Annotated in this window: 18 protein-coding genes; 8 read left to right on the forward strand and 10 right to left on the reverse strand. The window is 71.3% G+C overall.

Annotation, left to right across the window (positions count from 1 at the left end; genetic code table 11):
- Window positions 1-147: 147 nt before the first annotated feature.
- Window positions 148-948 (forward strand): enoyl-CoA hydratase/isomerase family protein, encoded by an 801-nt coding sequence (locus DEJ50_RS14285; RefSeq protein ID WP_150208411.1) that lies wholly within the window; start codon window positions 148-150, stop codon window positions 946-948.
- A gap of 24 nt (window positions 949-972) precedes the next feature.
- On the opposite strand, the gene DEJ50_RS14290 is transcribed toward DEJ50_RS14285, so the two are convergent.
- Window positions 973-1755 carry a VOC family protein gene (locus DEJ50_RS14290; RefSeq protein ID WP_150212124.1) on the reverse strand — a complete coding sequence of 261 codons (783 nt, stop codon included), beginning with the start codon at window positions 1753-1755 and terminating at the stop codon, window positions 973-975.
- 237 nt (window positions 1756-1992) lie between these two features.
- On the opposite strand from DEJ50_RS14290, the gene DEJ50_RS14295 reads away from it, so the two are divergent.
- Complete coding sequence (locus DEJ50_RS14295) at window positions 1993-2622, forward strand: flavin reductase family protein (protein WP_223838115.1); 630 nt, start codon at window positions 1993-1995, stop codon at window positions 2620-2622.
- Between the two features lie 148 nt (window positions 2623-2770).
- Here the strand turns inward: DEJ50_RS14295 and DEJ50_RS14300 are convergent, their stop codons facing one another.
- From DEJ50_RS14300 to DEJ50_RS14310, 3 genes are read right to left on the reverse strand one after another with little or no spacing between them, the layout of a single operon-like run.
- The gene (locus tag DEJ50_RS14300) at window positions 2771-3838 is read right to left on the reverse strand and encodes a Zn-dependent alcohol dehydrogenase (protein WP_150208412.1); all 1068 of its coding nucleotides are present in this window, start codon (window positions 3836-3838) and stop codon (window positions 2771-2773) included.
- Window positions 3835-5076 carry an acyl-CoA dehydrogenase family protein gene (locus DEJ50_RS14305; protein WP_150208413.1) on the reverse strand — a complete coding sequence of 414 codons (1242 nt, stop codon included), beginning with the start codon at window positions 5074-5076 and terminating at the stop codon, window positions 3835-3837. The genes DEJ50_RS14300 and DEJ50_RS14305 overlap by 4 nt, the downstream gene beginning before the upstream one ends.
- Before the next feature lie 9 nt (window positions 5077-5085).
- Window positions 5086-5997: an SDR family NAD(P)-dependent oxidoreductase gene (locus tag DEJ50_RS14310; protein WP_150208414.1), complete on the reverse strand. Its 912-nt coding sequence runs from the start codon at window positions 5995-5997 to the stop codon at window positions 5086-5088.
- Window positions 5998-6094: 97 nt separating this feature from the next.
- Between DEJ50_RS14310 and DEJ50_RS14315 the strand changes: the two genes are divergently transcribed.
- Window positions 6095-7021, forward strand: coding sequence for a cyclase family protein (locus tag DEJ50_RS14315; RefSeq protein WP_150208415.1), 927 nt, complete (start codon window positions 6095-6097; stop codon window positions 7019-7021).
- 22 nt (window positions 7022-7043) lie between these two features.
- Here the strand turns inward: DEJ50_RS14315 and DEJ50_RS33925 are convergent, their stop codons facing one another.
- A complete protein-coding gene (locus DEJ50_RS33925; RefSeq protein ID WP_190344488.1) occupies window positions 7044-9794 on the reverse strand; it encodes a DUF6185 family protein in 2751 nt (916 codons plus the stop codon).
- Window positions 9795-9923: 129 nt separating this feature from the next.
- On the opposite strand from DEJ50_RS33925, the gene DEJ50_RS14325 reads away from it, so the two are divergent.
- From DEJ50_RS14325 to DEJ50_RS14335, 3 genes are all read left to right on the forward strand, one after another.
- Window positions 9924-10331, forward strand: a complete 408-nt coding sequence (locus DEJ50_RS14325; protein WP_150208416.1) for a hypothetical protein — start codon at window positions 9924-9926, stop codon at window positions 10329-10331.
- 109 nt (window positions 10332-10440) lie between these two features.
- The gene (locus DEJ50_RS14330) at window positions 10441-11481 is read left to right on the forward strand and encodes a helix-turn-helix domain-containing protein (protein ID WP_223837751.1); all 1041 of its coding nucleotides are present in this window, start codon (window positions 10441-10443) and stop codon (window positions 11479-11481) included.
- Window positions 11482-11688: 207 nt separating this feature from the next.
- On the forward strand, window positions 11689-12393 hold the full coding sequence (locus DEJ50_RS14335; protein WP_223837752.1) for a hypothetical protein: 705 nt from the start codon (window positions 11689-11691) through the stop codon (window positions 12391-12393).
- Between the two features lie 172 nt (window positions 12394-12565).
- Here DEJ50_RS14335 and DEJ50_RS14340 read toward each other — a convergent pair whose 3' ends face one another.
- The 4 genes from DEJ50_RS14340 to DEJ50_RS14355 form a co-directional block, all read right to left on the reverse strand.
- The gene (locus DEJ50_RS14340) at window positions 12566-13015 is read right to left on the reverse strand and encodes an ATP-binding protein (RefSeq protein ID WP_150208418.1); all 450 of its coding nucleotides are present in this window, start codon (window positions 13013-13015) and stop codon (window positions 12566-12568) included.
- Window positions 13016-13332: 317 nt separating this feature from the next.
- A complete protein-coding gene (locus DEJ50_RS14345; RefSeq protein ID WP_150208419.1) occupies window positions 13333-14250 on the reverse strand; it encodes an acyl-CoA dehydrogenase family protein in 918 nt (305 codons plus the stop codon).
- A gap of 7 nt (window positions 14251-14257) precedes the next feature.
- Window positions 14258-15412, reverse strand: coding sequence for an acyl-CoA dehydrogenase family protein (locus DEJ50_RS14350; protein WP_150208420.1), 1155 nt, complete (start codon window positions 15410-15412; stop codon window positions 14258-14260).
- Entirely contained in the window at window positions 15412-16599 is a 1188-nt protein-coding gene (locus DEJ50_RS14355) for an amidohydrolase family protein (protein WP_150208421.1), read from the reverse strand. Before DEJ50_RS14355 ends, DEJ50_RS14350 begins: the two co-directional genes overlap by 1 nt.
- 147 nt (window positions 16600-16746) lie before the next feature.
- Here DEJ50_RS14355 and DEJ50_RS14360 point away from each other — a divergent pair, with 147 nt between their 5' ends.
- Both DEJ50_RS14360 and DEJ50_RS14365 read left to right on the forward strand, forming a co-directional pair.
- Complete coding sequence (locus DEJ50_RS14360) at window positions 16747-18288, forward strand: class I adenylate-forming enzyme family protein (protein WP_150208422.1); 1542 nt, start codon at window positions 16747-16749, stop codon at window positions 18286-18288.
- A 113-nt stretch (window positions 18289-18401) separates the two neighbouring features.
- Window positions 18402-19658, forward strand: coding sequence for a serine hydrolase domain-containing protein (locus tag DEJ50_RS14365; protein WP_150208423.1), 1257 nt, complete (start codon window positions 18402-18404; stop codon window positions 19656-19658).
- Between the two features lie 4 nt (window positions 19659-19662).
- Here the strand turns inward: DEJ50_RS14365 and DEJ50_RS14370 are convergent, their stop codons facing one another.
- Window positions 19663-20181, reverse strand: coding sequence for an EF-hand domain-containing protein (locus DEJ50_RS14370; protein WP_150208424.1), 519 nt, complete (start codon window positions 20179-20181; stop codon window positions 19663-19665).
- Window positions 20182-20266 lie beyond the last annotated feature (85 nt).

Raw genomic sequence — 20266 nt, forward strand, 5'->3', positions numbered from 1 at the left:
CCGCCGACGGGGGCGCCGTTCCGGGCGCAGCCCGGGATCGGGCGCAGCCCGGGATCGGGCGCAGCCCGGGATCGGGCGCAGCCCGGGCGGGGCCCCGCGGGCCGCAGGCCATCGCATCAGCCGAGCACCCCCAAGGAGCCGCACGTCATGAACGATCCCGCCACCCTCCTCCACCGCACCGAGAACAACGTCTCGTGGATCACGCTCAACCGTCCCGACGCCATGAACGCCATCACCTGGGACCAACGCGACCGCCTCATCGACCTCCTCGCCGAGGCCACCGCCGATCCCGCCGTCCGGGCGGTCGTTCTTACCGCCACCGGCAAGGGCTTCTGCGCCGGCGCAGATCTCCGCGGCGCCCCCGCCCCCGCCGGAGGCGACCGTGTTGCCGGCGACATCGCCCGGATGATCCGCCTCGGCGCCCAGCGCCTCATCACCGCCGTGCTGGACTGCGAAAAGCCCGTGATCGCCGCAGTCAACGGCACCGCCGCCGGCATCGGCGCCCACCTCGCCCTCGCCTGCGACCTCGTCATCGCCGCCGAACCGGCCACGTTCATCGAGGTGTTCGTCCGCCGCGGCCTGGTCCCGGACGGGGCCGGCGCCTACCTGCTGCCCCGCCTGATCGGCCCGCAGAAGGCCAAGGAGCTGATGTTCTTCGGCGATGCGCTCACCGCCCGCGACGCGGAGCGGTTCGGCCTGGTCAACACAGTGGTCCCCGCCGACGACCTGGCGGAGACGGCCCGCGCCTGGGCGGAACGCCTCGCGCAGGGCCCGACCCGGGCCATCGCCCTGACCAAGCAGCTGGTCAACGCCTCCCTGGACTCCGACCGCGCGACCGCCCTGGCCGCCGAGGCCACCGCCCAGGAGATCAACATGACCACGGCGGACGCGAACGAGGGCGTGGCCTCCTTCGTGGAACGGCGCACGCCCAAGTACCGCGGCCACTGACCCGTACGCCCCAGGACGGGACCACTACCGGGGGTTGGGCTTCAGCACGGCGAACACCGCCCCGCTGGTGTCGGCCAGCCAGGCGATCCGCCCGACGTCCGGCACGTCCACCCCCGGCATCAGCACTGTGCCGCCGTTCTCCGCCACCGCCGTGGCGGTGTCATCGACGTCCGCCACGGCGAAGTACGGCACCCAGCGCGTGTCGTCACCTCCCTGGCTCTCCTGCAGCGGCGCCACCCCGCCGAAGGACCCGTCCTGCTGGTCGCCCTCGCCGATGCTCAGCACCCGGTAGGTCATCCCCGGCGCCTCCATCTCCTCCGACCGCCAGCCGAACAGCGTGCGGTAGAAGGTGGTGGCGGCCACCGGGTCCGCCGTGTGCAGTTCCACCCAGCACAGGGTGTTGTCCGCGGAGGTCACCCCCAGCCCCTTGGTCTTCCCCGGCTGCCATACCGCGAACTCGGCGCCGCCGGGGTCGGTGAACTGGGCAAGCCACCCTTCGCCCATCACGTCCATCGGCTCGGCCCGGACCTGCCCGCCGCCCTGGGTCACGGCCTTGGCGGTGGTCTGGATGTCCGGGGTCTGGAAGTACACCATCCAGGCCGCAGTCGCCCCCTCGTCCATCAGCGGCCCCATCGCGGCGACGGTCTTCCCGCCCTTGTGGAAGAACCCGTACCCGCCCGCGTCGGGCCCGGCCGAGACGAACTCCCAGCCGAAGACCACCCCGTAGAAGGCGGCGTCGCCGACGGTGTCGGGGCTGCCGAGGTCGAGCCAGTTGGGGGAGCCGGTACGGAAGTCGGTGCCGAGCATGCTGTCCTCCAGAGGGTCGGTTGATTCGCCGCCCGCCACGATGCCGAGCCGCACCCGCCCCCCGCCCGCACCTCCCCCCGGCACCCCCCGGATTCACCCGCCCGGCCCTGCCGCCGCCCCAGGGGACACGCGACCACCCCTCGCCACAGCCGGGCACCCGCACAGCCGTTACGGACTGCACCGCCGCCCTCCGGGGGGTTCCAATCTGACGATCCGTCAGCTTGAATCGATGCTGTGATGGGACACGCAGGGATGGCGGCCACCGTCGTCCGATACCTCAGATCAGCCGGCTTCCCCACCGCCATGGAGCCCGCGCCCGTCGACGCGCATCCGCGCCCCGATCTCCGCGCCGTCGGCGACGACGAGCGCGCCCCGGTCAGCCCCGCCGACTTCCGGGCCGTGCTCGGGAACTTCGCCAGCGGGGTCACGATCATCACCGCACCCGGAGTGGACGACGAGCCCTGGCCGGCCGGCTTCGCCTGCCAGTCCTTCGCCTCGCTGTCCCTCGATCCGCCCCTGGTGACCTTCATGGTCGGGCGCAGCTCGACCAGCTGGCCGCGGATCGCCCGGGCCGGGGTGTTCTGCGTGAACATTCTCGGGGCCGAGCAGAGCGGGCTCTGCCGGGCCTTCGCGGTCAGCGGGGCCGACAAGTTCGCGGGGGTCGAGCACACGCCGGCGCCGGTCACGGGGTCTCCGCAGCTGGCCGGCGTACCGGCCTGGATCGACTGCCGGATCCATGCCGTGCACACCGGCGGCGACCACCTGATCGTGGTCGGCCGGGTGGAGGCGATGGGCGCGGCGGGCGAGGGCGACCCCCTGCTCTTCCACAAGGGCAGATTCGCCCGCCTGACCCCCAACCCGGCCTGACCGGCCTGACGGCCGGACGGCCCTTCCGAGCCCGGTCCGGAGCCGGGGCCGAGGCCCCAGGCGGGGCCGGGCAGGGCCGGAGCCGGGGCCCGGCGGGGCCGGGCCGCAGCCCGGGCTCGGCCTGGCCCGGCCCGGCCCGGCCCGGCCGCTAGAACGTCAGGACGCCCCGGGCCACCCGCCCGTGCTTCGCGTCGGCCGCCGCCTTGGGGAAGTCCTCCACCGGGTAGATCTCCGTGACCAGTTCGTCCAGCAGCAGCCGGCCCTCCCGGTACAGCTGCGCGTACAGCGCGATATCGCGCTGCGGGCGCGAGGAGCCGTACCGGCAGCCCATGATGGTCTTGTCCAGGTAGAGCGAGGAGACCTGGAAGGACGCCTCCTCCGTGAAGCCCGGAACCCCCAGCAGCACCGCCTGCCCGTGCCGGTCCAGCAGGTCGATCGCCTGCCGGATCAGCTTCACGCTGCCCACGCACTCGAAGGCGTGGTCCGCCCCGGTCGGCAGGATCTCCTTCACCGCCGCCGCGCTGTCCGGGACCGCCGACGCGTCCACGAAGTGCGTCGCACCGAACTGCCGGGCCACCGCCTCCTTCGCCGGGTTCGCGTCCACCGCGACGATCACCGACGCGCCCGCGATCCGCGCGCCCTGCAGCACGTTCAGGCCGATCCCGCCGCTGCCGATGACCACCACCGACTCGCCCCGGTCCACCCTGGCCCGGTTCAGTACGGCGCCCACGCCGGTCAGCACCCCGCAGCCGATCAGCGCCGCGCTGGTCAGGGGTATGTCCGCCGGGATCTTCACCGCCTGTACGGCCTTGACGATCGTCCGCTCCGCGAACGCGGAGTTGGAGGCGAACTGGAACAGCGGCGTTCCGCCGCGCGAGAAGGGCCGGCCGGGCATCCCGATCGCCTTCCGGCACATCGTCGGCCGCCCCCGGTCGCAGTCCGCGCAGGCCCCGCAGTTGGCGAGGGTGGACAGCGATACGTGGTCACCGGGCACCACATGCGTCACCCCCGCCCCCACCGCCTCCACGACCCCCGCGCCCTCGTGTCCCAGCACCACCGGCGGCGGGAACGGGATCGTCCCGTCGATCACCGACAGATCGCTGTGGCACAGCCCGGCCGCCGCGACCGCGACCAGCACCTCCCCCGGCCCCGGATCACGGATCTCCAGATCGTCGACCACCTGGACCTGCTTGCCGTCGAAGACAACACCTCTCACCGGGACTCCTTAGGGAGGCCGAGCACGCGCTCGGCGATGATGTTCCGCTGGATCTCGTCCGAACCGCCGTAGATGGTGTCGGCCCGGGTGAACAGGAACAGCCGCTGTGCCTCGGCCAGGCCGTCCTCGTACGGAAGACCGGGCGCCCAGTCCCGGACCCCGGCGGAGCCGGCCGCCCCCCGGACCGCCACCGCCAGCTCGCCGAGCCGCCGGTGCCAGCCGCCCCACAGCAGCTTGGCCACGCTCGGCGCGCCCGGGTCCGGCGCACCCGGGTCCTGGGCGCTGCCCAGGGTGCGCAGGGCGTTCCACCGCATGGTGCGCAGCTCGGCCCACTGCCGGACCAGCCGGTTCCGCAGCACCTCGTCCGCCGTTTCGGAGGAGGCGAGGTAGGCGCCCACCACCCGTTCGAGTTCCGCCGCGAAGCCGATCTGCTGCACCAGGGTGGACACCCCGCGCTCCAGAGCCAGCAGCCCCATGGCCACGGTCCAGCCGTTGCCCTCCCCGCCGACCACCTCCTCGGCGACGGCCCCGTCGAAGAAGACCTCGTTGAACTCGCTGGTCCCCGACATCTGCCGGATCGGCCGGACGTCGATCAGGCCCGGCTGGTCCATCCGGACCAGGAGGAAGGACAGCCCGTGGTGCCGGCGGGAGCCCGGTTCGGTGCGGGCCAGGACGAAGCACCAGTCGGCCTCCCGCGCCAGCGAGGTCCAGATCTTCTGCCCGGTGACCCGGTACCGGTACCGGTCCCCGCCCCTACCCCCGTCCCGGTCCCGGTCCCGTACGGCCGTGGTGCGGACGGCCGCGAGGTCGGAGCCGGCCCCCGGCTCGCTGTACCCCTGGCACCACAGCTCCTCGCCGCGCGCGATCGCCGGCAGGAACCGGTCCCGCTGCTCCCGGGTGCCGTATGCGAGCAGGGTGGGGGCGAGCAGGTTCTCGCCGATGTGGCCGACCCGGCCGGGGGCGCGGGCCCGGGCGTACTCCTCGGCCCACACCACCTGCTGGGTGAGCGTCGCGGCCCGCTGTCCGTACGCGCCGGGCGGCGCCTCCCAGCCGAGCCCGATCCAGCCGCCCCGCCCGAGCTCCCGCTCCCACTCCCGGCGGGCGGCCACGCCCTCGTGCTCGCTGCCCGGCCCGCCGAGGCCGGCCGCCTCGGCGTACGGCCCGCGCAGATGCCCGGCGAGCCAGTGCCGCGCGGCGGACCGGAAGTCCTCGTCCGCCGCGTCAAAGCCGAACTCCACGAGATCCCCTTACGCGTTGGGGCGGTCCTTGGAGGCCGCCGCCCTGGCCATGGCCTCCAGCTGGGCCAGCATCGGCATGGGGTCGGTGCCGACGGTGCCGGGCAGGAAGTCGGCGATCTTCTCCGGGGTCCAGGCCCCGTCGGCGTATCCGGCGCGCAGTTCGCGCGGCTGGGCCCATACGGCGATCTTCGGGCCGGCGATGGTGTACACCTGCCCGGTGATCTTCTCCTCCCGGGCGCGGTCGCTGAGCAGGTACGTGACGAGCGCGGCGACGTCCTCGGGTTCGCCGATCTCCTTCAGCTCCATCGGCACGTTGGCCGACATCCGGGTCCGGGCGACGGGGGCGACGGCGTTGGCGGTGACCCCGTACTTGTGCAGGCCGAGGGCGGCGGACCGGACCAGCGAGATGATCCCGCCCTTGGCCGCTGAGTAGTTGGCCTGGGCGACGCTGCCCTGGTGGTTGCCGCTGGTGAAGCCGATCAGCGTGCCGGTGCCCTGCTTGCGCATGACGGCGGCGGCGGCCCGGAACACCGTGAAGGTGCCCTTGAGGTGGGTGGCGACGACGGGGTCCCACTCCTCCTCGCTCATGTTGAACAGCATCCGCTCGCGCAGGATGCCGGCCACGCAGACGACCCCGTCGATCCGCCCGTACTCGGCGAGCGCGGTGTCGACGATGCGCTGCCCGCCCGCCATGGTGGAGATGTCGTCGGCGACGGCCACCGCCTGCCCGCCGGCCGCGGTGATCTCCTTCACCACGGTGTCGGCGACCTCGCTGGTCGGCTCCCCGCCCTCGATCGAGACCCCGTAGTCGTTGACGACGACCTGTGCTCCCTCGGCGGCGGCGGCGAGCGCCACGGCCCGGCCGATGCCCCGGCCCGCGCCGGTGACGGCGACGACCTTGCCTGCCAAGAAGTTCCCCACGTCCGGCCCCTTCCCGCGGTTTCTGACGGACCGTTAGATTCTATGGGCACCCGGATGCACGTGCACAAGCCCTCGTCCGTCAGGAGTGAGCGAAGCCATGACTCTCCCCGCCGAGTTCCACGCCATCGCGAAGCGCGTCAACAACTGGGGCCGCTGGGGCGCCGACGACGAGATCGGCACCCTCAACCTGATCACCGCCGGGGTCCTGCGCGCCGCCGCGGCCGAGATCCGCACCGGGCGCCGGATCCCGCTGGCCCTCCCGCTCAAGGAGGACGGCGTACAGGCCGGCCTGATCCCCGGCCGGATCAATCCGCTGCACACGATGGTGCAGATCAACCAGGAGCTCTTCGGTCCGGGCACGGTGGCCTGCAGCGACGACGCGGTGACCATGGGCCTGCAGGCGGCCACCCACTGGGACGCGCTCACCCATGTCTCGCACTCGGGCCGCATCTACAACGGCCGCCCGGCCGACTCCATCACCCCGCACACCCGCGCACAGTTCAGCGGCATCGACAAGGCGGCCCCGATCGTCTCGCGCGGGGTCCTCCTCGACGTCGCCCGCGCCAAGGGCCTGGACCGGCTGCCGGGCGACCATGCGGTGACCCCGGCGGACCTGGCCGAAGCGGAGGAGTTCGGCCGGGTGAAGGTCCGGCCCGGCGACATCGTGCTGGTCCGCACCGGCCAGATACAGACCTACCTGGCGGGGGACAAGCACGGCTACGGCTTCCCGTCCCCGGGACTGTCGGTGCACACCCCGGAGTGGTTCCACGCCCGCGATGTGGCGGCCGTCGCCAATGACACCCTGACCTTCGAGATCTTCCCGCCGGAGATCGAGAACCTGTGGCTGCCGGTGCACGCGCTCGACCTGGTCGAGATGGGCATGCACCAGGGCCAGAACTGGAATCTCGAAAAGTTGTCCACAGCCTGTGCAGAAGAGTCCCGGTACAGCTTCTTCCTCTCGGCGATGCCGGAACCCTTCGTCGGCGCCACCGGGACCCCGGTCGCTCCGGTGGCAATCCTCTGACGACGACCCCTCCGGGCAGCCCCTAACCCCCGCCGCTCCCGGCCACCTGACGCCAGATCGCCACGGCTGCCACCAACTGGGCGAGCACGTAGGCGATCTGCGCCGAGGTGCCGCGCATCTGGTAGACCGACAGCAGCAGACTGAAATTGGTGGGCTTGAACTGCCTCTCCCCTCTGAAGGTGGCCATGTCCATCCAGAGGCTGGTGAGTGTCAGAACGGTGAGCATGAGCAGGACGTGCAGCAGCGCGAAGCCGGGTTCGGTGTCGGTGATGCGACTGAGCAGGGCGGCTACCCCGACCGGGAGGGCATAGGACAGGGTCAGGCTCAGCGCACGCACGGGACTGTGCCGCCCGGGGAGCACGCGCCAGAGTGCCCCCAGCACCAGGCCGGCACCGGCCCAGGCGATCTGCCATGCGAGCAACTTCGCCGCGATCTCCAGCAGCCCGTTGTGCTCATGCAACACGAGCAGCCAGTTGCGGTAGTCCGGGACGCTGCTCACCCAGACCAGGGCGACACTCGCCGGAATTCCGAAGAAGAATGCCAGCTTGGCGGCATGATGGGCGTTTGCCCACCAGGAGGACTCGGGCCCCCAGGCAAGGGCGATGTCGACCACGGAATAACGCTCGTCCGGGGTATTTGAACTCTGCTGCTTCAGCCACTCGCCCTGCCTGCGCAGCTTCTCCTCCAAGTCATCGCGGTCACCGGCCTCACGGCCGTGTTCGATCAGATAGAGCTCATGGTGCCAGTTCCTGTATTCATGGGCCTTGTCCAGCAATTCCCTTCGCCGCCCCCCGAATACCTGACGATGGAATTGCGAGTCCGCCTTGTGCAGCACTGACCAGCGCTGGCCCACCTTGACGAGCACCCAGAGCGACGACGTGATCAGCAAGGCCCACAACGCCCAGAGCGAGTTGGAACCCGCGAACTCGACCTGCCTCAGCCCCACCATGAAGGCGAAGATCGCGGCCGTCAGCAGAAAATCGGCCTTTTCGGGGCGCAGGGTTTCCCACTGCTGGTCCTCTCCCTTGGCCCGCTCCTGCACGACACGGATGCGCAGCAGCGCGACAAGCGCAATGCCGGCCAGCACCCACGAGTAGGCATACACCCACCTGAGACCGTCAGTGGGAAGCTCACCCAGGAACCTGGTGAACTCCTGATCCCGGACTCCGGCGCTTTCGCCGGGCCAGGCGATGCGCTTCCAGTCGCGGCGTTGCGCCCACCAGAAGCAGCTCAGAATGACCGATGCGACCGTCGCCTGCAGCACCGACGCGACCAGGACCCAAAGGACCGGGGCCTCCCCCCACACCTTGATCCAGCTTTGTCGGATCAGCCCTCCCTCCCGCGCGAAGCGCCACGCCCAGGCCGTCATCGCGGCCAGCCCCAGCCACACCGTCGCCAGCCCCAGCAGCAGGAGCCAGAGGCGATCTGAGCGCTGCACATCCGCGATCGTGGGAACCCCTTCGCCGAAAAGGAGGTGCAGGGACGCGACCGCGAGCCCGCCGAGGCCGGCCACCACGGTTGCAGCCACTTTCACGGCTCGGCCCTGACGGCACCGGACCCCGTCCTTGATCTTCGTCTCGGCCTTGGAGGGCAGCTCGGGACGGCACCACGGGCGGGCGACCAGGACCAGGGCCAGCCCAGCCACGAGTCCGAGCAGGGCACGCCACGAAGTCGACTCGATCCTTTTCATGAGCAGGATGAGCGTCAGGACGACAGCGGCGCTCAGCACGGCCCAGTACAGGACGGCCTGTTTGGGGCCTTCGTTGATCGGCCTGCGAATCCTGCGGAACAGCCGACGGGGGGACAGGGATGCCCCTCCCGGCTCCGGCGCCTCGGAAGACTTTTGCGGCAGGGCACGGACCGCGGCCACCGCCAGCACCACGGAGGCGGACAGCCACCACGAGAGCACGCCCACCTGGCTCAGCCGCTCCCAGGTGTTGGTCCAGGTGAAGTACCGCTGCCAGGGCGGATCCACTTCGACACCGAGCTCCAGGTTCTGTGGCTTCTCCCACACCACATTCCCGTTGCGGTGGGACGAGGGCTCCGGTGAGATCATGGCGGCATCGAGGCCGCCCAGCTTGACCGCAACGTTCTGCCATTCGGCGGTCATCAGGGTGTTCGGCGGCTTGAGCGCAACCCGCCAGACCTTGCCACTCACCTCGATTCCCCACGGCCCGATTCGGACGTCCCCTTCATGCTCGATCCAGGCGAGTGCCTGGTACTGCACTGTGATCACGTCGCCCTGCGCGGTGACCCGGGGAGTATGGAGGCGCCATTCGGCAGCGCGGGGATTCTTCTCCGCAGGGGAAGCGGAAGGCGATGGGTCGGCCTGCCCAGGGGAAGCGGAAGGCGACGGGCCGACCTGCCCAGGGGAAGCGGAAGGCGACGGGCCGACCTGCCCAGGGGAAGCGGAAGGCGACGGGCCGACCTGCCCAGGGGAAGCGGAAGGCGACGGGCCGACCTCGTTCCCGCGCAGAAGACAGGTCATCGCGTGCTGGTACTCGCGAGAATCCTCGCCCAGCGTCAGATTTCTCGCATAGGGCCAGGTGTCCGGAACGTTGACGGTCATGTCCGACTGCACCTGGGTGAACGTGAGGCCTTGGTGTTCGAAGCCCAGCTCTGCAGTCGCCACCCGCGCATCGAGCATCCCCGTCTGGCACTTGTCACTCTCACGCCGAACGGTGTCCTCCGCACCCGACGACAGCTGACGCCAGCCGGTGACCAACAAGAACGTCGACAGCAGGCACCCGACGGCCACCAGCAGCAGCGCCACCGGCAGATAACACCGCCGCCACCAGGGCAGCTGCTGGGTCTGCGAGGAAGCTTCATCGGATTGCGAAGTCATGACATGCGACCGATCATGTCCATATGCGATGACAGAACGTTACCAACCGGAGGAATAATGACCGAAACCAAGGATTCCGCCACGTCCAAGGCGCAGCTTCCCTCGTTCGAGGACGCCGAAGGGCTAGGGCCGCAGGACACGGAGTTCCTGCGGGACCTCGTCGCCGTGCTGGCGAAGCACGGGAACCTCGATCGCTTCGGTCTGTGCCTCCTGCACGACCATTTCCCGCTCGGCGCGGACGAGGTTCTGGTGGAGACGAACGATCCGACAACGCGCACGCTCCACGCCCATGTGGAGAAGACGGGACGGACGAAGCACGCCAAGGCGTCCCAGTGGAGGTTCCTGCGGCACGCCGAGCACGGCGAGCACACGCCCGGCGCGGGGCCCAAGGGGGACCCGTATCAGGTGATCATGGTGTGCGATCCGATCGAGGATCTGTGCCCCGGGCGCGAGCGCACGCGCTGACCCGCTGCCGAGGTGATCCTCTAGCCTGGGGCGCGGCCCGGGGCGCGGTGCCCGGGTGAGGGAGGGTGCGCGTTCGATGTGGGTTGACCTTTCAACCGTTGACGTACCGATGGCCGACCGGTTCGAGTGGTTCAACGAGGTCGTCGCCACCGAGCTGATGCCCACCGCGCTCAGCACCGACCGCACCGCGAGCTTCCGCGCCGAAGTCGCCGCGCTGGACCTCGGTGCGGTCCAGGTCTCGAAGTTCGCCTACTCCCCGCTGCGTTCGCGGCGCACCCCGGCGCTGATCCGCCGGAGCGACCCCGAGCAGTACCAGCTCGCGCTGGTGACCTCGGGCAGCGAGTGGATCACGCAGCGGGGCAACGGCGCCCAGCTGACCGCCGGCGACCTGGTGTTCTGGAACTCCTCGCACCCCTGGGAAGCCGGCGTTCCGGAGGCGGAGGGCCAGGTCGAGGCGATCGTGCTGCAACTGCCGCGATCGGCCATGCCCTTGCGCGTCGAGCGGCTGGACCGCCTGCTGGCCCGCCGCATCCCCGCACGTACCGGCATGGCGGCGATCCTCGCCCGGTTCCTGACCTCCCTGCACGACGAAGGTCCCGACTGCGCTCCGCAGGACCTGGCCCGGCTGGCGGGCGTCACCACCGACCTGGTGGCGGCCTGTCTGGCCGAGCACCTCGACACGCCGGACGAACTCCCCGCCGAGACCCGGACCCGGGCCCTGCGGGCCCGGATCGACCGGTTCATCGAGCACAACCTCGGCGATCCGGAACTGACCCCGCGCGCCATAGCCGCCCATCATGCGGTCTCCCTGCGCACGCTCTACAGCCTCTACGAGGGCCCCGGGGGCCCCGGGGACTCCGGGGACCCCGGGGACCCCAGGACCGAGCGCGGTATCGCGACCGTCATCCGCCGGCGCCGGCTCGACCGGGCCCATCAGGATCTCGCCGCCCCCGAACTCCGCCGCCACACGGTCCAGTCCATCGCCGCCCGCCGCGGCTTCAGCAGCGCCACCGCCTTCTCCCGCGCCTTCCGGGAGGCGTACGGGCTCACGCCGACCCAGCACCGCCACCAGGCGCTCGCAAACCCGCCTGCACGAAAGGGCGGTCCGGCCCGCACACTGCGCACACCCCGCCCTCCGGCGGCCCCATAGGCTCCCCGCTGGGCGAGGGCGGGAATCCGCCCGGCACCGCTCGCGGCCCGGAAGGAACCGGGGACCTTCCGGCCCGCGGGCGCCCCGGCAGACCACCCCGCCCACCCGTGCAGTCCTCCGTGGAACCATGAGGTGTCCATGACGCGTCACCGTTCGCGCGTCACCCCCCGAATCCCCACCTCACCCCACTCCGCAGAGGAGAAGCGCATGGCAAACCCGTATCAGGTCACGCCGCCGCCCCCACCCCAGAGACGCTCGGGCGGAAAGATCGCCCGCTTTGTGATCCTCGCCCTGATCGTCGGCGGCGGCTACGGCGCCTCCAAGGTGCTGGGCGACGACGAAGGCAAGACCTCGAAGTCCGCCTCCGCCTCGGCCTCGGCCTCGGCCGCCGCCAAGACCCAGGACCCCGGTTCCGCCGAGTCCGCCTCCGACACCTCCAACCACTGGAAGGTGGGCGACTGCGGCGGACCCGACCCGAAGCGGCAGCCGGACGGGTACCGGGCCCTGAAGTGCACCGACTCCGGTGCCACCTTCAAGGCCATCGACATCAAGGACGCGAGCATCCTCCCCGGTTCGATCCAGTGCCCGGCGGGCACCGACCTCATGATCGAGGTGAGCATTTCCTACGGAGCGAACAGCGCGAGCAGCGGCATCCCCACCAACACCGTCTGTGGCCGCAACCTGACCGGCGCGCACCCCGGTGACGCGGGCGCCGGCGGCGTCCAGCTGGTCAAGGGCGACTGCGTGGACGCGCAGGCCCAGGAGGTCGCCTGTGCCTCCGGAGGCTCCCGCGCGATGAAGGTGCTGGCCCTGGTCAAGACGAAGGACGAGTGCCCGTCGGGCACGAACGAGCCGTTGCGGCTGACCATGTCGGTCGGCCGGCCCTATGACGTGATCTGCGCCAAGCGCTGACGCGACCGGCCGGGATGCTGTGGGTGGCGGCGTACGGTCGTGTACGCCCCGAGCGCGGCACGGCGAGCCGCCACCCAACGACCCGCACTCGCCAAGGCGGAACCTTGACGTCCCCTCGCGACGAATCGCTCACTCCAGGGTGATCACCATGTGACGAGCCGTCAACACCTCGTTAGAGGTACACGTGTGGTTCCCGCGGCGCGCCGGGAAATTCCGATGTGTCATCCACCGACTTGTCGGCCCGGTCGATCTCGCACCAGATCCGTTTCCCGGCGCCCTCGCGCTGCCAGCCCCAGCGGTCCGCCAGCCCGTCCACCAGCTCCAGTCCGCGACCGCCCGTATCGTCACCGGCCGCATGGCGCGGGGCCGGCGGGCGGTCGCTGGCGTCGGCGACCTCGACCCGGACCCCCGGGGCGCCGAACAGCATCCGCAGAACCGCCGGGCAGCCGGTGTGCACCACCGCATTGGTGACCAGCTCGGAGATCAGCAGGATCAGCGTCTCCGCCAGCGGTTCATCGTCCCCTATCCCGCATCCGGCCAGCCGGGAGCGCGCCCATCTGCGCGCCCGGCCGACCTCCGCGGGATCCGGGCCTACCTCCAGCTGAACCTGAAGCACCTGCACCGCTCACACCATCCGAACCGGCGGACACTTCGCCTCGCGAAAGGACGACGGGATCACGGACCGTGACCCCCTTGCGGAGCAGCTTGGTTGACATACAGTCACCAAAACAAGCGCTTCGGGCATATTCCAGCGCGAAGGAGTAGGCGTGGTGCATACTGTGCGACGCTCACGCCGCCGGGCCGCTCGCATTGACGGGAGCGTACCGGAGCGGCCCCCGACTCCGGTCCGTTACGAGTCAGGCGAAGGACACAAACGGATATCAACTCTCCGTAATCGGACATGAGTCCCCACCTGCCCCACCCGTTACTCCATTCCCGTTACTCCACTCCCAGCAGTTCTGCTGCCAGCAGCTCCTCCGCCTCCGCGGCCGTCCGCCACTGCTCCGCCCGCACCCAGGCCCGCTTCAGATGCAGGTGGACGTCCGCCTCCCAGGTGAATCCCATCCCGCCGTGCACCTGGAGGCAGTCCCGCGCACCCAGCACCGCGGCCTCGTCCGCCAGCAGCTTCGCCCCCGCGATCTCCGCGGCGTCACCCGTCACCGCCGCCGCGTAGACCGCCGTACGGGCCAGCTCCGCCCGCACCAGCATCTGCGCGCAGAGATGCTTGACCGCCTGGAAGGCCCCGATCGGCTGCCCGAACTGCTCACGGGTCCGGGCGTACTCCACCGCCAGCTCCACCGTGCGCAGCGCACTGCCCAGCTGGAGCGCGGCCGTCAGCAGCGCACCCTCGTCAACCAGCCCGCCGAAGCCACCGGAGCGGTACGGGGAGACGCCCGGCCCCGCCACCCTGGACAGCGGGGTCAGCGGGTCCACCGAGGCCACCGGCTCGCCGGTGACCGGGCCGGCGGCCCCCAGCACGGCGTCCGACTCCGCCAGGTACGCCACCGGCCCGCCGGCCCCGAAGTCGTACGCGGTCACCACCGCCCGCCCCTCGGCCGCGCCCGGCACCAGCCCGGCCGCCAGGTGCGTGGCCACCAGCGGGCCCGGCAGCAGCGCCCGCCCCGCCTCCTCGAAGACCAGCACCGCCTCCGGCATGCCCAGGCCCACTCCCCCCGCCGCCTCCGGCAGCCGAAGCGCGAAGAAGCCCGCCCCGCCCAGCTCCTGCCACAGCCGTCGGTCCACGACCGGGCCGGAGTCCACCGCCGCCCGGAGCGCGTCCCGCCCGTACCGGCCCGCCAGCAGGTCCCGGACGCCCGCCCGCAGGTCCCGCTGCTCCTCGGTCAGCTGGAAGTCCACGCCACCCTCACCGGCCCTTCGGCAGGCCGAGGATCCGCTCGGCCACGATGTTCTGCTGGATCTGCGAGGTGCCGGCGGCGATCGTGTACGAGAGGGAGGACAGCCGGTCGAGCACCCACTCCCGGTCGAGGTCGAGCGAGCCCGCCCCCAGCACCTCCGCCGCCGCCTCGTACAGCTCCTGGCGGGCATGCGAGTAGCGCAGCTTGAACACCGAGCCGCCCACCCCCGGCACCCCGGCCACCCCGGAGCCCGCCACCCCGGCCCCCGCCGCCTCGCTCACATTCCACTGGGTGAGCCGCCACAGCGCACCGAACTCCGCATGCAGCCGCCCCAGCCTGCGCCGCAGCACCGGATCGTCCCAGCGGCCGTTGGCGCGGGCGGCCCGGGCCAGCTCGCCGAGGGTCCGCCGGCAGGCGACCACCTCGCCGACGAAGGCCGTGCCCCGCTCGAAGGACAGGGTCACCATGGTGACCCGCCAGCCGTCGTTCTCCGCGCCCACCCGGTGGGACACCGGCACCCGGACCTCGTCGAGGAACATCTCGGCGAACTCGGTGGAGCCGGCCAGGGTGCGCAGCGGCCGGACGGTGACCCCCGGAGCGTCCATCGGCATCGCCAGCCAGGAGATCCCGCGGTGCCGGGGAGCGGCCGGGTCCGTCCGGACCAGCAGCTCACACCAGTCGGCGACCTCGGCGTGCGAGGTCCAGATCTTGGATCCGCTGACCACGTACGCGTCCCCGTCGCGGACCGCCCGGGTGCGCAGGGCGGCCAGGTCCGAGCCCGCCTCCGGCTCGGAGAAGCCCTGGCACCAGATCTCCTCCCCGCGCAGGATCGGCCCGAGCCAGCGGTCCCGCTGCCCGGGCGTCCCCTCGGCGGCGATGGTCGGGCCGGCGTGCAGCAGGCCGACGAAGTTGGCGCCCACGTACGGGGCCCCGGCCTTCTCGGTCTCCTCCAGGAAGATCAGCCGCCGGGCGGGGGTGGCGTCCCAGTGCACGTCCGCGTATCCGGCGTCGTACAGGGCCCGCTGCCAGCCCGCGTCGTAGGCGCGCCGGCCCGGCCAGTCGGCGGGCGAGGGCTTGGCGGGCAGCTTGGGCAGCACCACCGCCAGCCACTCGCGCAGCCGGGCCCGGAACTCCTCGTCCTCCGCCGTGTGGTCGAGGCGCATCAGACCAGGTCCAGGCCGAGCATCCGGATGGCGTTGCCGCGCATCAGCTTGTAGACCGTCTCCTCGTCCAGTCCCTTCACATGGTCGAGGGCGACCTCCTTGGTGTGCGGGAAGGTCGAGTCCACGTGCGGGTAGTCGGTCTCGAAGGTGGCGTTGTCCCGGCCGACGACGTCGAGCGAGGCGATGCCGTGCTTGTCGCGGAAGAAACAGCAGAAGATCTGCCGGTAGTAGTACGTGGAGGGCGGCTCGGGGATCAGTCCGCGGACCCCGCCCCAGGCCCGGTGCTCCTCCCACACGTCGTCGGCCCGCTCGAGGGCGTACGGGATCCAGCCCATCTGCCCCTCGCTGTAGGCGAGTTTCAGCGCCGGGAACTTCACCAGCACCCCGCTGAACAGGAAGTCCATCATCGAGGCCATGGCGTTGTTGAAGCTCAGCGAGGCCTGCACGGCGGGCGGGGCGTCCGGGGAGGCGGCCGGCATCTGCGAGGAGGACCCGATGTGCATGTTGACCACCGTCCCGGTCTCCTGGCAGACCGCGAAGAAGGGGTCCCAGTAGCCGGAGTGGATCGAGGGCAGGCCCAGGTGGGTGGGGATCTCGGAGAAGGTGACGGCCCGCACCCCCCGGGCGGCGTTGCGGCGGATCTCGGCGACGGCGAGGTCGATGTCCCAGAGCGGGATGATGCACAGCGGGATCAGCCGGCCGCCGCTGTCCCCGCACCACTCCTCGACCATCCAGTCGTTGTAGGCGCGCACACAGGCCAGTGCCACTTCCTTGTCGTGGGCCTCGGCGAAGGTCTGGCCGCAGAACCGCGGGAAGGTGGGGAAGCAGAGGGAGGCCTCGACGTGGTTGAGGTCCATGTCGGCGAGCCGGGCCTTGGGGTCCCAGCAGCCGCGCCGCATCTCCTCGCGGGTGATGCCCTCCAGGGTCATCTCGTCGCGGTCGAAGCCGACGGCGGCGATGTTGCGCTTGTACGGGAACTTGAGGTCCTCGTAGATCCACCAGTCGGTGGGCGGGCCGTCGGGGTCCATGGTGATGACGTACCTGCCGCCGGTGTAGGCGAGTTCGCCGATGCCTGCGGTGAGCGGCTTGGGGCCGCGGTCGCGGTACTTCGCCGGCAGCCACCGGTCGAACAGATGGGCGGGCTCGATCACGTGGTCGTCGACGCTGATGATCCGAGGCAGTTCCATGAATTCCCCTCGCCTGTTTCGAGAACCATTTCTGATGACCCGTCAGAAACAAGCTAGCCCCGCGCACCCTGGACCGTAAAGCGCTCCCGGCCTACGCTCTGCCTCGATCTGACGCAACGTCAGCTCAGAACCCACGGGAGGCCGGGCATGACGGACACCGCACGCGAACTGGACCGGTCGGCCACCCTCTGGGAGCTGATCGCCCGACGGGCCGCAGTCACCCCTGACGCCCCGGTGCTGATCGAGGCCGGGACCGGCCGGACCCTCACCTTCGGCGGACTGCGCGACGGCGCCGAGCGGGTCGCGGCCGGACTGCACGGCCTGGGCGTCCGCCCGGGCACGGTCGTCGCCTGGCAGCTGCCCACCCGCATCGAGACGGTGCTGCTGTCCGTCGCCCTGGCCCGGCTCGGCGCCGTCCAGACCCCCGTCATCCCCTTCTACCGGGACCGCGAGGTCGGCTTCGCGCTCACCGAGTCCAAGGCCGCCTACTTCGCCGTCCCCGGCACCTGGCGCGGCTTCGACCACACCGCCATGGCCGAACGGCTCGGCGCCCGCGGGGTCTTCGAGGCGTACGCCGGCCTGCCCGAGGGCGACCCCGCGGTCCTGCCCCCGCCCCCGGCCTCCGGCACGGACGTACGGTGGATCTACTGGACCTCCGGCACCACCTCCGACCCCAAGGGTGTGCTGCACACCGACCGCTCGCTCATCGCCGGCGGCTCCTGCCTGGCCCACGCCCTCCGCCTGTCCGCCTCCGACATCGGCTCGATCGCCTTCCCCTACGCCCACATCGGCGGCCCGGACTACCTGGTGATGCTGCTGCTGTACGGCTTCCCGGCGGTGCTCTTCGAGAAGTTCGCCCTGCCCGAGTCCCTGGACGGCTACCGGCGGCACGGGGTCACGGTGGCCGGCGGCTCCACCGCCTTCTACTCCATGTTCCTGGCCGAGCAGCGCAGGCTGCCGCCCGGCGAGAAGCTGATCCCCACCCTCCGGCTGCTGGCGGGCGGCGGGGCGCCCAAGCCCCCGGAGATCTACCACGCCGTCGTACGCGAACTGGGCTGCCGGCTGACCCACGGCTACGGCATGACCGAGGTACCCATGATCACCATGGGCTCGCCGGACGACACCGACGAGAACCTGGCCGGCACCGAGGGCCGGCCCCCGGCCGGCATGTCCGTCCGGATCACCGACCCGGACGGCAAGCCCGTCCCCGCCGGGACGGACGGCGAGGTCCGGCTGCGCGGCGAGGCGGTCTGCAGCGGCTATCTGGACCCGGCCCAGTCGGCCGCCGCCTTCGACGCCGACGGCTACCTGGTCACCGGCGACCTCGGGCACCTCACCGGGGACGGCCACCTGGTCCTCACCGGACGCAGCAAGGACGTCATCATCCGCAAGGGCGAGAACATCTCCGCCAAGGAGATCGAGGACCTGCTGCACCGCCTCCCGGGCGTCGGCGACGTCGCCGTCATCGGCCTGCCCGACCCCGAACGCGGGGAACGCGTCTGCGCGGTCGTCGAACAGCCCGCGGGCGCCGAACCGCTGACCCTGGCCGTCCTCACCGCCCACCTGCGGTCCGAAGGCCTGGCCACCCACAAACTGCCGGAACAGCTGGAGCTGGTCGAAGCCCTCCCCCGCAACGACACCCTGCGCAAGGTGCTCAAGTACAAACTGCGCGAACGCTACGCGGGCTGAGGGCCGGGGCTGAGGGCCGGGGACTGGGGTCGCCGGGCCGGGCCGCCCTTCCTACCATGGAAGGAAACGGCCTCGGGGGCCACGGGGAACCGGCGCACCGGAGGTGATCCCCCATGCGCAGACGCTTCCGGGCCGGCCCGGCCTGCACCGCCGCCGCCCTGCTCCTCACCGTGCTCTGTACGGGCCAGGCACCCGCGGCGGCCCCACCGGGCCGGGCGGACCTCGACCCGGTCACCGTCGAGCGCCTCGACGGGGCGATCCAGGCGGCCATGCGGCAGGCCGGCATCCCGGGCGTCAACGTCGGGCTGTGGATCGACGGCCGCGGCGATTACGTGCGCGCCTTCGGGGTCTCCGAGAAGAGCTCCGGAACCCCGATGAAGACCGACCTCTTCTCCCGGATCGGGAGCGTCACCAAGACCTTCACCATCACCGCGCTGCTCCGGCTCGTCGACGCCGGCCGGGTCGGCCTGGACGACCCGGTCTCCGACTACGTCCCCGGGGTCCCCGGCGGCGACGCCATCACCGTCCGGCAGCTCGCCGATATGCGCAGCGGGCTGTACGACTACACCGACGACCAGAAGCTCCTGACCACGATGAAGGCCGACCCGCACCGGTCCTGGAGCCCTCGGCAGCTGCTGGACATCGCCTTCTCGCACCCCGCCGGGTTCGCCCCGGGCACCAAGTGGCAGTACAGCAACACCAACACCGTGCTGCTGGGGCTGCTGATCGAGAAGGTCAGCGGGAAGAAGCTGGGCGACTACATCCGGCAGGAGGTGCTCGGGCCGGTGGGGCTCGAGGACACCGTCTTCCCGACGGACAGCACCATCCCGGACCCGTACGCCCACGGCTACACCGATTTCACCCCCAGCGGGAAGACCGCAGACGCCTCCCGCTGGAACCCCTCCTGGGCCTGGGCCGCCGGCGCGATGATCTCCGACCTGGACGATCTGCACACCTGGGTACCGGCCCTGGTGAGCGGCCGGCTCCCGGACGGCAAACCCCTCGTGAAGCCCGCCACCCAGGCCCAGCGGCTGGCCGTCGAACCGACCGGCCACCCCGGCATCAAGTACGGGCTGGGCATCATGGAGGTCAACGGCTGGTTCGGGCACAACGGCGAACTGCCCGGCTACGAAAGCCTGACGATCCGGCTGCCGTCGCAGGGCGCCACCCTGGTGGTGCTCATCAACTCCGACATCGACGGCACCACCGGCAGCCTCTCCAGCCTCATCGGCCGGACGGTCACCGAGATCGCCACACCGGCACACCCGTTCACCGTCCCGGCCGCGGCCCGGCCGAAAGCACCGAGCCCCGACTCCAGCCCCAGCAGCCCCGCCCCGAGCCCGAACCGGAGCCCCGGCCCGCCACGGTGATCGGCTACGCGTCCGGGGCCTCGACCCCGCAGTAGCCGGCGAAGGCGGTCAGGATCCCGGCCTCCGAGATCCGCCCGTCCCCGTCGGCGTCCAGCGCCGCCGCCACCGTCTCGGCGAGCTCGGGCGCGATGCCCAGCACCCGCAGCACCCGGGCCGCGGCCGGCGGCGTGACCCCGGCCCCGTCCTCGTCGGCCACGGCGATCACGGCGTGCAGGAACTGCTGGCCGATTCCGGCGAACCGCTCCGGGCTGTCCTGCAGCCGCTTCGCGGCGCCGGTGATGAACTCGTCGCGGGTGACGCGCTGGTCGCCGTCCACGTCCGCGATGCCGGCCATGCCCTGCCAGAAGGCCTCGGCACCGTGGATGACCGCCTGCCCCTTGTCGGAGCGTGCGGTGACACCGAATTCGGCCATCACCTCCCTGGCGGCCTTGCTGAAGTCCTCGCGGTCGATATAGCCGTTGCCGTCCTGGTCGAAGATGGCGAATCGGGCGGCGATCTTGCGCTCGTACTGTGCGCTGTCCATATTCGGGATCCGCCTTCACTGATGCGGTGGGGTGCAGTTCAAGACAAGGCAGGAGCGTAAGGCCTCGATGGCCTGCGCGTTAAGC

The sequence above is a fragment of the Streptomyces venezuelae genome (assembly GCF_008642295.1).
Classification (GTDB): Bacteria; Actinomycetota; Actinomycetes; order Streptomycetales; family Streptomycetaceae; genus Streptomyces; species Streptomyces venezuelae_C.

Excerpts from the sequence above, each read along its gene's own strand:
- DEJ50_RS14285 (WP_150208411.1), top strand. The coding sequence starts at position 148 with ATGAACGATCCCGCCACCCTCCTCCACCGCACCGAGAACAACGTCTCG.
- DEJ50_RS14290 (WP_150212124.1), bottom strand. The coding sequence starts at position 1,755 with ATGCTCGGCACCGACTTCCGTACCGGCTCCCCCAACTGGCTCGACCTC.
- DEJ50_RS14295 (WP_223838115.1), top strand. The coding sequence starts at position 1,993 with ATGGGACACGCAGGGATGGCGGCCACCGTCGTCCGATACCTCAGATCA.
- DEJ50_RS14315 (WP_150208415.1), top strand. The coding sequence starts at position 6,095 with ATGACTCTCCCCGCCGAGTTCCACGCCATCGCGAAGCGCGTCAACAAC.
- DEJ50_RS14325 (WP_150208416.1), top strand. The coding sequence starts at position 9,924 with ATGACCGAAACCAAGGATTCCGCCACGTCCAAGGCGCAGCTTCCCTCG.
- DEJ50_RS14330 (WP_223837751.1), top strand. The coding sequence starts at position 10,441 with ATGGCCGACCGGTTCGAGTGGTTCAACGAGGTCGTCGCCACCGAGCTG.
- DEJ50_RS14335 (WP_223837752.1), top strand. The coding sequence starts at position 11,689 with ATGGCAAACCCGTATCAGGTCACGCCGCCGCCCCCACCCCAGAGACGC.
- DEJ50_RS14350 (WP_150208420.1), bottom strand. The coding sequence starts at position 15,412 with ATGCGCCTCGACCACACGGCGGAGGACGAGGAGTTCCGGGCCCGGCTG.
- DEJ50_RS14355 (WP_150208421.1), bottom strand. The coding sequence starts at position 16,599 with ATGGAACTGCCTCGGATCATCAGCGTCGACGACCACGTGATCGAGCCC.
- DEJ50_RS14360 (WP_150208422.1), top strand. The coding sequence starts at position 16,747 with ATGACGGACACCGCACGCGAACTGGACCGGTCGGCCACCCTCTGGGAG.
- DEJ50_RS14365 (WP_150208423.1), top strand. The coding sequence starts at position 18,402 with ATGCGCAGACGCTTCCGGGCCGGCCCGGCCTGCACCGCCGCCGCCCTG.
- DEJ50_RS14370 (WP_150208424.1), bottom strand. The coding sequence starts at position 20,181 with ATGGACAGCGCACAGTACGAGCGCAAGATCGCCGCCCGATTCGCCATC.